This window comes from Pseudomonas sp. SST3 (assembly GCF_003325755.1).
This window is the reverse complement of record NZ_QORI02000001.1, coordinates 172,834-186,044: the sequence shown is the minus strand read 5'-3', so window position 1 is coordinate 186,044 and position 13,211 is coordinate 172,834. Positions and strand designations below refer to the sequence as shown.

The following is a 13,211-nucleotide window of genomic DNA, read 5'->3' as shown; positions in this document are numbered from 1 at the left end:
GCAAGCCTTGTAGTATAACTACAAGCCCACTACACCCAGCCGGCAAGGACGAATGCGAGCGCACCCGCTGCGTTCGACCGCTCTTGCCAGGTATTGATCATAGCGAGTCCGGAACGTGAATCTGCTGCAACACATCGCTCAATCGAGAAGTTCGCTACGTAAGTCGGAGCTGAAGGTGGCCGACCATGTGCTCCTCGATCCAGCCGCCGTGATGCACAGTTCCATGGCCGACCTGGCCCACGTGGTGGGTGTCAGCGAGCCGACGATCGTGCGCTTCTGCCGGGCCATTGGCTGCCTGGGATTCCAGGACCTGAAATTGAAGCTGGCGCAGAGCCTCGCCGCCGGGGCCAGCTTCGGCCAGTTCGCCATCAGCGAGAACGATTCGATCACTGACTTCGCGCTGAAGATCTTCGACACCACCCTGCATACCCTGATGGAAGTGCGCGAGAAACTGGACTCTGACGCGCTGGAGCGTGCGGTCGCGGCCATGGCCAAGGCGGAGCGGGTGGAGTTCTACGGCTTCGGCGCGTCCGGCGCAGTGGCCACCGACGCTCAGCACAAATTCTTCCGCCTGCTGCTCAGTGCGGCGGCGTATTCCGATCCGCATATGCAGGCGATGTCGGCGGTCACGCTGAAGCCCACCGACGTGGCGATCTGCATCTCCCAGTCGGGACGTTCAAAGGACTTGCTGATCACAGCCAACGTCGTGCGCGAAACCGGCGCCACGCTGATCACGCTCTGCCCGAGTCAGACGCCACTGGCGGAGCTCGCAACCATCAACCTGGCCATCGACGTCCAGGAAGACACTGAAATCTACACGCCGCTGACCTCGCGCATCGCCCATCTGGTGGTCATCGATGTACTGGCGATGGGCGTCGCCATGGCGCGCGGGCCGAGCTTGGTGAACCACCTCAAGAGCGTCAAGCGCAGTCTGCGCAGCCTGCGCCTGTCGCCCAAGTCGGTGAAGCCGCACGAAGACTGAGCCCGGTCGAAATGGCGCCGTGTCGAGCGTCATCGCACCGTCATCAGCCTGTCCTCATAGCGTCACCCATAGCTTCGATGCTGAGCCTCCCAGTACCCTTCTCGGGAGTTCAGCATGGCCCAGCACCGCGAAACCTATGTCAACCTCGATGCCCGTGCCCGCCGCAAGCAGCAGGATGAGCGTCGCATGTACTTTCGCCGCGCCATCGAAAGTTATGACGAGCAGCGCCAGCTGCATGCGCAATTGGTGGAGTTTCCCGATCTGATGATTGCCAGTCCGCTGTTACCGCCCTCGGCAGAGTGTCGCTAACGAGCGTCACACCGGCCGTCGACACGGGCCGCGCCGGCTCATGCGGGTTGCTCCAGCAATGCCATGAGATCGGCGTGCAGCGCGTCGGGTATGTCCACACCGTCGCGCAGGGTCCGCTCGCGGGCCTCGTAGCGCCGTTGTGAGGGCAACCGAGCGCCTTGCCCCTGAATGGACTCGAACATCGTCTCGGCACGCGCCAGATGCTCGTCGGCGGCGTCGCCCAGCATTCGTTTCGGATCGATGACGATGATCAGCTCCCCGCCAAAGGGCGCCGATTTGGTGCCCGCATCGAAGCTCAGTGACTCCTGACTGGTCATGTCGCCAATCAGCGGGCCGGCCAGCAGTTCGACCATGGCCGCCAGGGCTGAGCCCTTGTGGCCGCCGAACGTCAGCATGGCGCCATTGAGCGCCTCGGCGGCATCGGTGGTTGCCTGACCGTCCGCGTCGATTCCCCAGCCCTCTGGAATTGGCTTGCCTGCTCGGCGATGCAGTTCGATTTCGCCGCGCGCGACGGCGCTGGTGGCGAAGTCGAAGATGAACGGCAGCTTTCCGGCACGCGGCCAACCGAAGGCGATCGGGTTGGTGCCAAACACCGGCTTGCGGCCGCCAGCGGGTGCGACCCAGGCATGGCTTGGCGTGCAGGCCAGCGCAACCAGGCCGGCGGCGGTCAGCAACTCCATTTCCGCCCAGAGCGCTGAGAAGTGCACGCAGTTGTTGATTGCCATGAGTGCGATGCCTTGCTGCCTCGCCTTATCCACCAGCACCGGTAACCCGGCCTGGAACGGCACCTGAGCAAAGCCGCCCTTTGCATCGACCCGCACGATGGATGGGGCGTGGTCGACGACCTCGGGCACCGCATCGGGATCGACCTTGCCGGCCTTCAGAGTGCCGATGCAGCCCAGCAGGCGGTAGATGCCGTGGGATTTACACTCGTCACGCTCCGCCGCGACCATGCTGTCGGCGATCGCTACGGCATAAGGTTCGGCGAATCCGTGCTGGCGCAGGATGCGCTGCGCGAGATCGCGTACTTCGTCCAGTGTTAAGTGGGCCATGCGTTTCTCCTCTAACGAATCGGGGATGGCAGGTTCAGAACAGTTGCCGCGGCAGCCAGGTGGCGATGCTCGGCACGGCAAGAATGATCAGGAACAGCAGCAGCTGGATGGCGATGAACGGCAGCACGCCCTTGTACATGTGACCGTAGCTCATGTCCGGCGGCGCGATCGAACGCAGGTAAAAGATCGACGGCGCCAGCGGCGGCGTCAGGTAAGCCGTCTGTACCACTACCATGAACATCACCGCGAACCAGATCGGATCGATCCCTGCCAGCTTCACCAACGGCATGAAGATCGGTACGAAGATCAGCACGATAGAGATCCAGTCCAGCACCATGCCGGCGATCAGCACGATGAACATTAGCGCCAGGATCAGCCAATACGGGCTCAGGTCCATTTCGCCCATGAAGTCGGCGAGCATCCAGCCACCGCCGCTGGCGGCGAAGATCGCGGTGAACATGGTGCCGCCGGTAACGATCAGCATGATCATGGCAGTGATGGTGATGGTCGAGACCAGCGCCTCGATCAGCCGCCGTACGGTCAGTTCGCGAAAGCACAGCGCCAGCAAGGCCGCACCGAAAGCACCGACCGCCGCGGATTCGGTGGGTGAGGCGATCCCGGCGAGCATCGAGCCGAGCACGGCGAAGATCAGCAGGAACGGCGGAATCAGCGCCTTGAGCGTGATCGTCAGTTTTTCCATCAGCGGCGTGGCCTGCATCGCCGGCACGGCGGGTGCCAACGCCGGGGTGATCCAGCAGCGCACGCCTATATAGAGAAGGAACAACAGCATCATCAGCACGCCGGGAATCAACGTCGCGGCGAACAGTTGCCCGATGGATAGCTGCGCCATCGAGGCGTACACCACGACGATCACCGACGGCGGAATGATGGTGCCGAGCGAGCCGCCTGCGCAGATGGTGCCGGCGATCAGCGAGCGGTCGTAGCGGTATTTGCTCATCGCCGGAATGGCCATCATGCCGACGACGATTTCCACCGCGCCGACGATGCCCGAGCTGGCGGCGAAAATGCCGCACATGAGCATGGTCGACATCGCCAAGCCACCGGAAAAGCCTCCAAGCCACAGCTGCAGTGCTTCGTACAACCGCCGGGCCAGGCCGCTGCGCTCGAGGATTGCGCCCATCAGCACGAACAGCGGGATCGCGGAGAGCGAAAAGTTGGTCGAGGCCTGCAGCAGCGAACCGAACATTTGCTGGAAGATGTTCTCGCCGAACAGCAGCAGGCCGAACAGCGCCGAAACCGTGATCAGCGAAAAGGAAACCGGAATGCCGAGAAAGATGAAGACGAACAGCAGCGCGAACATCAGCAGCGGTATGTAATCCATCATTCCGGCAATCCCCCGCTGGGCTGCTTCTGGTCGGTGAGGTAGCGGTACGCCTCGATCACGACTTGCAGGGTCAGCGCCGCCAGGCCGATGGCCAGGGCGCTGTAGAACGGCCAGATCAGCGGCGCCCAGGGACTAACGTGCTCCACTTCGGCGGTGACGAAGGCGTGCCAGGTACGCTTGCCGGCGGTCCAGGTCAGCGCGCCAAGAATCGGTGCGAACAAGAACAGGTAGAAGCCGCCGTTGATCCAGCGTTGAATGGCCGGTTTGAGTCGAGAGGCGAGAAAATCGATGCGCACGTGAGCGTCGATCTTCAAGGCATAGGCGCAGCCGAGGATGAACATCGCGCCATTGAGCATGTAAGAGATGTCGAAGGCCCAAAGCGTCGGTGCGTTCAGCACGTAACGCGAAAACACTTCCAGCATCATCGCCAGGACCAGCAAGACGGCCATCGCCGCCGCCACCCAGAGCAGGGCGTTGGCTGGCCAGTCGAAATAGTTGCGCTTCATCGAACCTCCAGGCCGGCCGCACTGAGGCGGCCGGAGGCGTTACTCAGTGGCGGTACAGGTAGGACGAGTTATTGGACCAGCGCTGCATGTAGTCCTGGTAATCCTTGAGGATCGCCTTCGCGTCGGTTTCGCCTGACTTGCGTGCTTCGATCTGCGAGCTGACCAGTTGATTGCCGCGCTTGGCCAGCTCCTCGATGGCCGCCGGGTCGAGCCGGAGGATTTCAATACCTGCGTCCTTGTAGGTCTGCATGGCTTTCATATCGGCATCGAGGAAATGGAAGTAGCTCTGCATGGTCGTCAGTTTGGCCGCCGCTTCGAGCTTGTCCTGGACGTCCTTGTCCAGCGCTTCCCAGCTCTCGTTGGTCATGAAAAATTCCCAGACGAACGATGGCTGGTGCACGCCGGGCGTGAGGATGTAAGGCGCGACTTCATGGAAGCCCTCGGTGAGGTTGGCGCCGGGTGTTGCCCATTCCACAGCATCCACTCCCTTGCGCTGGAGCAAGGTGTAGATCTCGCCCGGCGGCACCACCGTCGGCGATGCGCCGACCTGCTTGACCACCTCCGCCCAGGCGCCCGCCGTGCGGTATTTGACGCCCTTGAAGTCCTCCAGCTTCTCGATCTTCTTGTTCGCATGAGCCAGGATCTCGGTGCTGCCGACCCCTACCACCATCGAGTGCAGGCCCATCTCCTTCTCGCGAAATTCCTGCAGGTATTTCAGGCCGTTGCCCTCGTAAAGCCAGGACAGTGTTTCCTCGCCAGACATGCCGCCGGGATAACTGGCGAAGACATTGTTGAGCGGGTCCTGATTGACCAGATAGGTGGAGGTGGAATGCCCGGCTTTGAGCACCCCGTTCTGCACCGATTCGAACACCTGAAGCGCCGGAACGATTACGCCTGCGCCGACGGGACGAATCTTCACTTCACCGTCGGTGAGCAGATCGGCGTTCTTGGCGAAGCGGACCAGGAAGTTCTCGAAGAAGAAGCTGCCTTCAGGAACCGAGGTCGGCACCGTGTAGGTCTCGGCGGCGTGTGTGCCGGTGCAGGCGAGCGTCAGGCCGAGCGCGGCGATCAGGTGGGCTTTTTTCAGTTGCATGGCGAAACCTCTCGAGTCAGACGGCCCCGCCGCAGAGGCGGCGCAGGCAGGTTGCGGCAGTTGCGAGAAAGGTCACAGGCCCACGTCGGGCAGTGTCGGGCGGTTGGCCATGGCCTTGGCCATGATCTTCTCTACGTATTGGCGATCAGCGTCCGGCAGGGCCAGGCGTGGCGGGCGGGTCAGGGCGCTGCCGCGACCGGCGATGGCTTCACACAGTTTGATGCACTGCACCAGGTCGGCGCGGGCGTCCAGGTGGAGGATCGGCATCAGCCACTCGTATATCGGCATGGCTTCGGCGAAGCGACCGGCCTTGGCCAGGCGGAAGATGGTTTCGCCTTCCTTGGGGAACACGTTGGACATGCCCGACACCCAGCCCTCGGCCCCCACCGCGATGCTTTCCAGCACCACGTCGTCGAGGCCGGCGAAGAGCACGAAGCGGTCGCCCACTTCGTTGCGCACGTCGATGAAGCGGCGGGTGTCGCCGGAGGAATCCTTGAAGCAGACCACGTTGTCGCAATCGGACAGCGAGATGAGGATGTCGGGGGTGACGTCGTTTTTGTAGATCGGCGGGTTGTTGTAGACCATCAGCGGCACGTCGGCATTCTTCGCCACGTAGCGATAGTGCTCGGCGGTCTCGAATGGCTTGGAGCCGTAGACCAGGGCCGGCATCAGCATCACGCCGTCGACGCCGACCTTTTTAACTGCGTTCGCTACCTTCGCCGCCTGCACACTGGTGAACTCGGCTACGCCGCAGATCACCGGCACACGGCCCTTGGAGGCGTCCACCGCGACCTCGGTGACCGCGATTTTCTCTTCGGTAGTCAGCGAGGTGTTCTCCCCGACCGAGCCGCATACGACCAGCCCCGACACGCCGTCGCGAATCACATTGGAAATGACCTTGTGGGTTTCTTCCAGGTTGATGGAAAAATCGTTATTGAATTGGGTAGTAACGGCAGGAAACACGCCGCTCCAGTTGACTCGTTTGTTCATGAGATGCCTCCGCTAGAGTATTTCGTATACGTTATGTTTGGGCTGTCCTCGCCCGGTTTGGTACTAAGTTCAGTCCGGCCGTGGCTTGGCCGTGTTGCGAGTTACCGCCGGCTTGTGGCTGGCGGCGGTTGAATCAGATCTCTAGTTCCACGGGCCAGGTATCCGACAGGCGATAGCCTTCCGGCCAAGGGTCGCTGGGGTCCAGCAGGTGCTGATGGGTGCCGGTGATCCAGGCTCGGCCGGACAGGCACGGCACGATGGCGGGACGCCCGGCGAGGTCGGTCAAGCTGTCGATGCGGCAGTGGAATTCAGAGCCAATGATCGATCGGCCGATGAAGCGCTCGCCCACCCCCAATTGACCCTTGGCATGCAGCACCGCCATGCGTGCCGAGCAACCGGTGCCGCAGGGGGAACGGTCGATCTTGCCGGGGCGGATCACCACTGCGTTGGCCGCAGTGAGCACGCCCTCGATGCGCTCGAGCGGTGCGGCAATTTGGCAGAAGGAGATATGTGCCCAGTCTGGATTGGTCGGGTGGGCAAACCCCAGTTGCTGATTGGCCGCCTGGGTGATCTTTAAACCTGCCGCAACCAGGTCCGCGGCCTCATCGGCGCTCAAGGAAAAGCCCAGACGCTTAGCATCAACGATGACGAAGCTGTCGCCGCCATAGGCCGTGTCGACCTGCAGCGAGCCCAGCCCTTCCACCTCGATCCAGGCATCGAGCTTGGCGGCGAAGGACGGTACGTTCTTCACCTCGACCCGCTCGGCTTTGCCGTTGCGGCACTGTGCGATCACCTCGATCAGCCCCCCTGGCGCCTCGAGTGTGAGCCGTGTTTCCGGCTCGGTCATCGGCAGGATGCCGCTGTCCAGCAGCACGGTGGCCACGCACAGCGAATTGGAACCCGACATGGGCGGCGTGTCGGCCGGCTCCATGATGATCCAGCCCATCTGCGCGCGTGGGTCCTTGGCGGGCACCAGCAGATTGACGTGACGAAACACGCCGCCGCGCGGCTCGTTCAGCACGAAGTTGCGTAGGGTCTCGTCGCGGGCGATCCAGCGCGATTGCTCCCACAATGTGTCACCCGGTGGAGGCGCAACCCCACCGACAATGACATCGCCGACCTCGCCCTCGGCGTGGCAGCTGACGACATGAATGACTTTGCTCGATCGCATGGCTCGCCTCTAGATCACGGATTTCAGGAAAGCCGCGGTTTCCGGCTTCTGCGGGTTGCTGATGACCTGATCGGGCGGGCCGATCTCGTGCACCAGGCCGTCGCGGAAGAATGCGACCCGATCGGATACCTCGCGGGCAAAGCCCATTTCATGGGTCACCAGCACCATGGTCATGCCGTCTTCGGCGAGCAGCCGCATGGTGTCGAGCACCTCGCCGACCAGCTGTGGGTCGAGCGCCGAAGTGGCCTCGTCGAACAGCATATAGTCCGGCGACATGGCCAGTGCGCGGGCGATGGCCATGCGTTGCTGTTGGCCGCCGGACAGCTTGCTGGGGAATACCTTCAGCTTGTCCGCCAGGCCGACATGGGTCAGCTGCTTGACCGCCAGTTCTTCGGCTTCGGCGCGGCTTTTTCCAAGCACCTTTCTAGGCGCCAGCATTACGTTTTCCAGCACCGTCAGGTGCGGGAAGGCATTCCATTGCTGAAAGACGATGCCGATCTTCTGCCGCAACTTGTTGATGTCGGTGCCCTTGGCGTGGACTTCGGTGCCATCGACACGAATCGAGCCGCTCTGGATGTGTTCCAGCCCGTTGATGCACATCAGCAGCGTCGACTTGCCGGAACCCGAGCCACCAATGATCGACACCACCTCGCCCTTGTTGACGGTCAGGTCGACACCCTTGATCACTTCCAGCTCACCAAAGGATTTGTGCACCTTGTCGATCTCGATCATTGCTGCCACCTTTTTTCCAGCCGGGCGCCCAGGCGGGCCACCACCAGGCTCATGACGTAGTAGATGAGCCCTGCGATGCACAGCACCAGCAGTGGCTCCTGAATACGAGTGACGATGGTCTGCGAGGCGCGCAGCAGCTCGATGATGCCGATCCACATCACCAGCGCGGTGTCCTTCATCACCGACAGCACCAGATTGACCCAGCCGGGAAAGGCCACCCGCGTCGCGACCGGCAAGACGATGTAGCGCAGGTCCTGCCAGTAGCTCAGGCCCAGCGAGCGGCTGGCCAGACGCAAGCTGCCCGGTACCGCCAGAACGCCACCGCGCACCACCTCGGTGAAGAAGGCCGCGGCGTAGACGCCCAGCACCACGCAGCCGACGGTGAAGGCGCTCCAGTCCAGCCCGACGATGCTTTTCAGGGCGTTGAACAGGACGAATTGGATCAGCAGCGGCACGCTGCGAAAGATATCCAGGAACCAGGCCAGCGGCAGACTCGCCCGGGGAAACAGGGCGCGAATCACGCCGAAGACGATGCCGGCGAAAGTGCCCAGCAGCATGGCCCAAAAGGTCAGCATCAGCGTGACGCCAGCGCCCTTGAGCATGAACAGCAGATCGGTCGAGGTCAGGCTAGTGGAAAACATGCTCGGGTCCTCAGTAGCGGAACAGTCGCCAGGCCATCAGCCGGGCTACCGCTACGATCAGCTTGGCGATCAGGTAATAGATCGCTGCCGCCAGGGCGAAGTATTCGAAGGTGCGGAAGGTCTTGACGTTGTAGTCCTGGGTCACGCCGGTGAGGTCGTTGTTCAGGCCGACGATCACGCCCAAAGACGTCATCAATACCGCCCAGACCATCTGGTTGGAGAGCGGGTGGAAGACGATGCGCAGCAGTTGCGGGATCACGATCAGCCGGTAGGCCTGGAAGGCGCTCATGCCCAGCGAGCGTGCGGCGCGCATCTGCGTATCCGGCACAGCCTTTAAACCCCCGCGGAAGTTTTCCGCCAGGTAGCCGGCATTGTTGAACGTGATGCCCGCTAGTAGCGCCGCCCACGAGCTGATATGCCAGCCGAAGGCACCGAGGCCGAAATACAGGGCATAGATCTGGAACAGCGAAGGTGTGTTGCGCGCCACCGACACCCAGGCGCTGCCAACGCCGTTGAGCAGCGGATTGCGGGTCTCGCGCATGGCGGTCAGCACCAGCGCGATGAGCACGCCGAAAATCATCGATAGGGCGGCGGTCTCGAAGGTCACCACCGCGCCGGCGAGCATATCCGGCAGCGCACGGAAGGCGGGACGCCAATGGAAGGTGTAATCGAACATCGCTCAATGCGCTCCTTCGGTGTCGGCAGCCGCCAGCCAGCGCGGTAGGTGGCCACTGGCGTGACCGCTGCAGGCGGTTTCGACGCATTCTGCAAGGCTGCCGAAGCGCACCTGTCGGCCAACCAGGCCGGGCGCGTAATGGGCGTATTTACCGGAGTTGGTCATCAGGGTGCGTGCGGTCAGGGGTACGACCGGATCCTCGATCATGCACCAGCAGGTGTCGGTGACGATCTGCACGCCGAAGTGCTCGAGTGCCTGTAAATGACCGGCTTCGCTGGCCTGCCGCTGGATCTCGCGGCCGCAGGTAAGCAGTATGGAAACATCGGCGTGCTTCACCTTGCCTTCGCAGAGCTGCGCGAGGCGGGCGAATTCGCTCAGCGAGAAATGCGGGTTACCCAGGCTGATCAGCTCGACGTCTGCGGATTCACCGCTATCCAGCTCGCGCCAACTGTTGAGCAGATCGCCGCGTTCTACCTGCAGGATGCGCCCCGGCCTCTGATCACCCAGAGCGGCCTCAACCGAAGGCGCTTCCGGTGTAACGCCAACGATATGAAACATCGGTGCTGCGGAGGTGGTGGCGAAGGCGGCGCCGAAGGCTTTTAGGTCGTCGAGCGTCGGATCGCTCTGTTCGAGCCCGCAGATCACCGGAATCTCGCTGCCGCAGAGCAGACCGACGTGGTAGCCGAGCAGCGGGTAGAAGGCGTCATCCAGGTTTTGTAGCGGCGACAGGTCGATACGCAACGTGGCGTGGCGCTGCTTGGCCAAGTGGCAGCCCGTCAGTGGCGCGCGGCCAGTCAGGGCGATGCAGATATCCAAGAAGTCGGGATATTTCAACGTTCTTGCACCCAGCACGCTATTGGCATACACCACGGCATTGGATTCCGCCCAGACGATCTGCTCGCCGGCTCTCGGCGCGCTGTCGAGCAGATAGGGCGCGCAGGTGAAACTGGCGCTGGCGCCCATCTCGACATAGGCGTCGGCCAATTGGCTGGCCGGCTCACCGAACGCGGCGGAGATGCCCATCTGCCGCCAGCGGCGCTGGTCTACCGAGATCGAGTTGAGCGTGGTCGGCACCTTTACCCGCCCACCCCAGTCGGCCAGCTGGCGAGCGAACCTGAGGCTGGCCGGCCCGGTGTAGATGCAGCCGTCGATATGCGCCTGGGTGATGTCCAGCAGTTCCCGTGCGCCCTGGAGTTCAGCCATGCGCAACAGGATCCGCATGGCCGCCTGGGTGGCCTTGCCCTGTTCGCCGGCGAGCATGGCCTGGTCCTGTTGATTCAGGTCTATTTGTGTAGGGAGATAGCCGTTTGCGCTGGCGCCGGCCGCGGCCAGCCAACCATCATCTGGCAGCTCGGCGAAGCCTTGCACCACGCCGTTTTCAATTCGTATAAAGCGGGCGTCGCGCAGCGCCGCGAAGGCTTGCTGATCGAGACTGATGACCGGCAGCGAGTGGCCAAACAACAACTGCGCCACCAGCACGCCGAGGGTAAGAATCTCCTCGGTTTCGGCAAAGACCAGCGCGGCGGGTGCGTGACCGTTGAGGATCAGCTCCAGCAGGACGCTGCTGCCCGTGCAGGAGCCGCGTCCGCTGGGGATTGCCAATACCTTGCCGGCGATGACTTGGCCGCTGAGCGGGTGGTGACGGTCGATCACTTCCCCACTGAACGGGTCGACCCCGCCCCAGAAGCTCAGGCCTGTGTCCGCATGCAGACAGGCTGCCTGAGCGCTGCCCGGAACCAGGCTGCGCCCCGTGAAGCCGAGCGCAGCCTGCTGCGAAGTAAACACGTGGTCGCTACGAGGCATCGTTACCGCCGATCAGTAGTAGACGCCAGGAACGGTCAGATCGACCGGCTTGCCGCCGACCCACTTCTCGTACAGCTCGGCGTAGCGACCGGAGCGCACCTGCTGGTTGACGAAGAGGTTGAGATAATTCATCAGGCCGTACTCGCTGCGCTTGGCGGCCAGGGACACGTAGTCGATGACATAGGGGGCATCGCCGGCGATCTTCAAGCCCTTGTACTTGCCTGATTTGATGGTGGAGGCGGCGACCGTATTGGTGACAACCGTGGCGTCCACATGGCCCTGGGCGACCGCGAGGATGGTGTCGTTCTGCGACTGGTAGGCGCGGAAGCTGCCTTCACCCCAACCCTTTACGTCCTTTTCCAGCGCGATGGCTTCGAAGGTGCCGCTGGTGTTACCGACTGGGCGACCCTTGAGATCGTCGTACTTGTCGATGCCGGTGTCTTCTCGCGTCAGTACCACCATGTTGAAGGCGAAGTAGGGGATGCTCATGCCCACCGTCTTGGCGCGCTCGAGGGTGTCGGAGGTGGAGGCGACGATCACGTCCGCACGGCCGGAGACGAGTGCGGGAATTCGGTCCGGGAAAGGCGTTTCGACCACTTCTGGTTCGACGCCGAGCACCTTGGCCAGGTCGCTGCAATAGTCGACATCGAAGCCTGCCGGCTTGTTGCCTTCATCGCGAAAGCCCATGGGCGGGAAGTCGAGGGTAACGGCACAGCGCAGCTTGCCCGAGCCAATGATGTCGTCGAGCTTGTCGGCCTGTGCAATGGAAGTCATGGAGGCAGCAAGTAGAGCGCTAACGGCCACAGCTATGGATTTCTTCATACATTCCTCGTCGATGCGGTTGATCGTCCAGTTGATTCAAGCAGCTGTTTCGAGATTTCGTATACGTTATCCGTACAGCAATAGCCGTGCCGGTCGGCTAAAGCGAGACGAGTGAAATGCTTGATGGTGAGTCAAATCGCCGCAGGACGCGGGCTAGAGCAGGCGCTGTGAGAGGGGTCGGCAAATGGTGCCGTAATGACCGTTCGTCGGATTGCGTCGGGGCGGGTGCCTCCGGACCACGGTTGCTACAAATGGGAGCAGCGCGTTACCAGGTTGCCCGATGATGGGGTGGCAGCGCGTTCCGATAGGCGCGGGGTGACAGCCCGGTCAGCGCACGGAATTGCCGGCTGAAGGCGCTGTGATCGGCATAGCCGCAGCGCAACGCGATCTCGGTGATGGGCAGCGCCCCGTCGAGCAGCTGGGTTGCGGTGTCCAGTCGGGCTTTGTGAATCATCTGCCGAGGGGTAAGACGGAAGACGCGCTTGCATAGCCGCTCCAGCTGAGCGGCTGACAGGCCCGCTATCGCAGTGAGCTCCGATAGCCTGATGGAGCGGGAATGATTCGCGCGGATATAGGCGTCCACTGCGGCGAGCTTGAGGTAAGCCGGATTGTTGGCCTCCGGTGCCCGCAAGTCGATGGAAACCCCAGCCATGCCAATGATCCTGTTCTCCGGATCGCGCAGGGCCAATTTGTGCGTCATGCACCAGCCAGGCTGGCGGCCTGGATACAGGTGCAATTCAAGCTGGTCCTGCAGGAGCAACCCCTGGCTGAGGACACGATGGTCCTGGTCGGTGTACTGCGCGCCGAAGCCGGTTGGAAACACCTGCTCGGCCGTCAGGCCAATCAGCGCATCGGGATGGTTATGGCCGCAACGCTCGGCCAGTGTGCGGTTGGCCAGATTGTAACGGGCGTTCGTGTCCTTGATGAAGAGCACCACCTCCGGCAGCGCATCGAGCAACGGCGCGATCAGTTTCAGGCTGGCGAGCAGCGTAGGTAGATCCTTGGGCGGATCGGTCGGCAGCAGGGAGAGCATCGGGGGCGCTACGAACGGGAAAGCCCGAGGATACGGCCGACGCTCAGCGAATGGTA

The 13,211-nt window shown here is 62.5% G+C and carries 14 protein-coding genes; 2 read left to right on the top strand and 12 right to left on the bottom strand.

Annotated features, from left to right (window positions below; genetic code table 11):
• Positions 1 to 115: 115 nt before the first annotated feature.
• Both hexR and DQ405_RS00930 read left to right on the top strand, forming a co-directional pair.
• Complete coding sequence (hexR, locus tag DQ405_RS00935) at positions 116 to 982, top strand: transcriptional regulator HexR (protein ID WP_168422492.1); 867 nt, start codon at positions 116 to 118, stop codon at positions 980 to 982.
• 114 nt (positions 983 to 1,096) lie between these two features.
• A complete protein-coding gene (locus DQ405_RS00930; protein ID WP_168422491.1) occupies positions 1,097 to 1,291 on the top strand; it encodes a PA3496 family putative envelope integrity protein in 195 nt (64 codons plus the stop codon).
• Positions 1,292 to 1,329: 38 nt separating this feature from the next.
• On the opposite strand, the gene DQ405_RS00925 is transcribed toward DQ405_RS00930, so the two are convergent.
• The 12 genes from DQ405_RS00925 to DQ405_RS00870 all read right to left on the bottom strand — a co-directional run bounded on the left by DQ405_RS00925 (position 1,330) and on the right by DQ405_RS00870 (position 13,155).
• The gene (locus DQ405_RS00925; RefSeq protein ID WP_168422490.1) at positions 1,330 to 2,343 is read right to left on the bottom strand and encodes an Ldh family oxidoreductase; all 1,014 of its coding nucleotides are present in this window, start codon (positions 2,341 to 2,343) and stop codon (positions 1,330 to 1,332) included.
• Between the two features lie 34 nt (positions 2,344 to 2,377).
• Positions 2,378 to 3,688, bottom strand: coding sequence for a TRAP transporter large permease (locus DQ405_RS00920; RefSeq protein WP_168422489.1), 1,311 nt, complete (start codon positions 3,686 to 3,688; stop codon positions 2,378 to 2,380).
• Positions 3,685 to 4,194, bottom strand: a complete 510-nt coding sequence (locus DQ405_RS00915) for a TRAP transporter small permease subunit (protein WP_206678891.1) — start codon at positions 4,192 to 4,194, stop codon at positions 3,685 to 3,687. The genes DQ405_RS00920 and DQ405_RS00915 overlap by 4 nt, the downstream gene beginning before the upstream one ends.
• Positions 4,195 to 4,237: 43 nt before the next feature.
• Positions 4,238 to 5,287, bottom strand: a complete 1,050-nt coding sequence (dctP, locus tag DQ405_RS00910) for a TRAP transporter substrate-binding protein DctP (RefSeq protein ID WP_168422488.1) — start codon at positions 5,285 to 5,287, stop codon at positions 4,238 to 4,240.
• A 72-nt stretch (positions 5,288 to 5,359) separates the two neighbouring features.
• Entirely contained in the window at positions 5,360 to 6,277 is a 918-nt protein-coding gene (locus DQ405_RS00905) for a dihydrodipicolinate synthase family protein (protein ID WP_168422487.1), read from the bottom strand.
• A 133-nt stretch (positions 6,278 to 6,410) separates the two neighbouring features.
• Positions 6,411 to 7,448 carry a trans-3-hydroxy-L-proline dehydratase gene (locus tag DQ405_RS00900; RefSeq protein ID WP_168422486.1) on the bottom strand — a complete coding sequence of 346 codons (1,038 nt, stop codon included), beginning with the start codon at positions 7,446 to 7,448 and terminating at the stop codon, positions 6,411 to 6,413.
• A gap of 9 nt (positions 7,449 to 7,457) precedes the next feature.
• Positions 7,458 to 8,180 (bottom strand): amino acid ABC transporter ATP-binding protein, encoded by a 723-nt coding sequence (locus DQ405_RS00895; protein ID WP_168422485.1) that lies wholly within the window; start codon positions 8,178 to 8,180, stop codon positions 7,458 to 7,460.
• Positions 8,177 to 8,821: an amino acid ABC transporter permease gene (locus tag DQ405_RS00890; RefSeq protein WP_168422484.1), complete on the bottom strand. Its 645-nt coding sequence runs from the start codon at positions 8,819 to 8,821 to the stop codon at positions 8,177 to 8,179. Before DQ405_RS00890 ends, DQ405_RS00895 begins: the two co-directional genes overlap by 4 nt.
• Positions 8,822 to 8,831: 10 nt before the next feature.
• A complete protein-coding gene (locus tag DQ405_RS00885; RefSeq protein ID WP_168422483.1) occupies positions 8,832 to 9,497 on the bottom strand; it encodes an amino acid ABC transporter permease in 666 nt (221 codons plus the stop codon).
• 3 nt (positions 9,498 to 9,500) lie between these two features.
• On the bottom strand, positions 9,501 to 11,300 hold the full coding sequence (lhpI, locus tag DQ405_RS00880; RefSeq protein WP_168422482.1) for a cis-3-hydroxy-L-proline dehydratase: 1,800 nt from the start codon (positions 11,298 to 11,300) through the stop codon (positions 9,501 to 9,503).
• Positions 11,301 to 11,312: 12 nt separating this feature from the next.
• Complete coding sequence (locus DQ405_RS00875) at positions 11,313 to 12,122, bottom strand: ABC transporter substrate-binding protein (protein WP_168422481.1); 810 nt, start codon at positions 12,120 to 12,122, stop codon at positions 11,313 to 11,315.
• A gap of 265 nt (positions 12,123 to 12,387) precedes the next feature.
• On the bottom strand, positions 12,388 to 13,155 hold the full coding sequence (locus tag DQ405_RS00870) for an AraC family transcriptional regulator (protein WP_168422480.1): 768 nt from the start codon (positions 13,153 to 13,155) through the stop codon (positions 12,388 to 12,390).
• Positions 13,156 to 13,211 lie beyond the last annotated feature (56 nt).

Bases quoted from the DNA above. Each gene is read 5' to 3' on its own strand.
- DQ405_RS00930 (WP_168422491.1), top strand. From the start codon at position 1,097: ATGGCCCAGCACCGCGAAACCTATGTCAACCTCGATGCCCGTGCCCGC.
- DQ405_RS00925 (WP_168422490.1), bottom strand. From the start codon at position 2,343: ATGGCCCACTTAACACTGGACGAAGTACGCGATCTCGCGCAGCGCATC.
- DQ405_RS00920 (WP_168422489.1), bottom strand. From the start codon at position 3,688: ATGATGGATTACATACCGCTGCTGATGTTCGCGCTGCTGTTCGTCTTC.
- DQ405_RS00915 (WP_206678891.1), bottom strand. From the start codon at position 4,194: ATGAAGCGCAACTATTTCGACTGGCCAGCCAACGCCCTGCTCTGGGTG.
- dctP (WP_168422488.1), bottom strand. From the start codon at position 5,287: ATGCAACTGAAAAAAGCCCACCTGATCGCCGCGCTCGGCCTGACGCTC.
- DQ405_RS00905 (WP_168422487.1), bottom strand. From the start codon at position 6,277: ATGAACAAACGAGTCAACTGGAGCGGCGTGTTTCCTGCCGTTACTACC.
- DQ405_RS00900 (WP_168422486.1), bottom strand. From the start codon at position 7,448: ATGCGATCGAGCAAAGTCATTCATGTCGTCAGCTGCCACGCCGAGGGC.
- DQ405_RS00895 (WP_168422485.1), bottom strand. From the start codon at position 8,180: ATGATCGAGATCGACAAGGTGCACAAATCCTTTGGTGAGCTGGAAGTG.
- DQ405_RS00890 (WP_168422484.1), bottom strand. From the start codon at position 8,821: ATGTTTTCCACTAGCCTGACCTCGACCGATCTGCTGTTCATGCTCAAG.
- DQ405_RS00885 (WP_168422483.1), bottom strand. From the start codon at position 9,497: ATGTTCGATTACACCTTCCATTGGCGTCCCGCCTTCCGTGCGCTGCCG.
- lhpI (WP_168422482.1), bottom strand. From the start codon at position 11,300: ATGCCTCGTAGCGACCACGTGTTTACTTCGCAGCAGGCTGCGCTCGGC.
- DQ405_RS00875 (WP_168422481.1), bottom strand. From the start codon at position 12,122: ATGAAGAAATCCATAGCTGTGGCCGTTAGCGCTCTACTTGCTGCCTCC.
- DQ405_RS00870 (WP_168422480.1), bottom strand. From the start codon at position 13,155: ATGCTCTCCCTGCTGCCGACCGATCCGCCCAAGGATCTACCTACGCTG.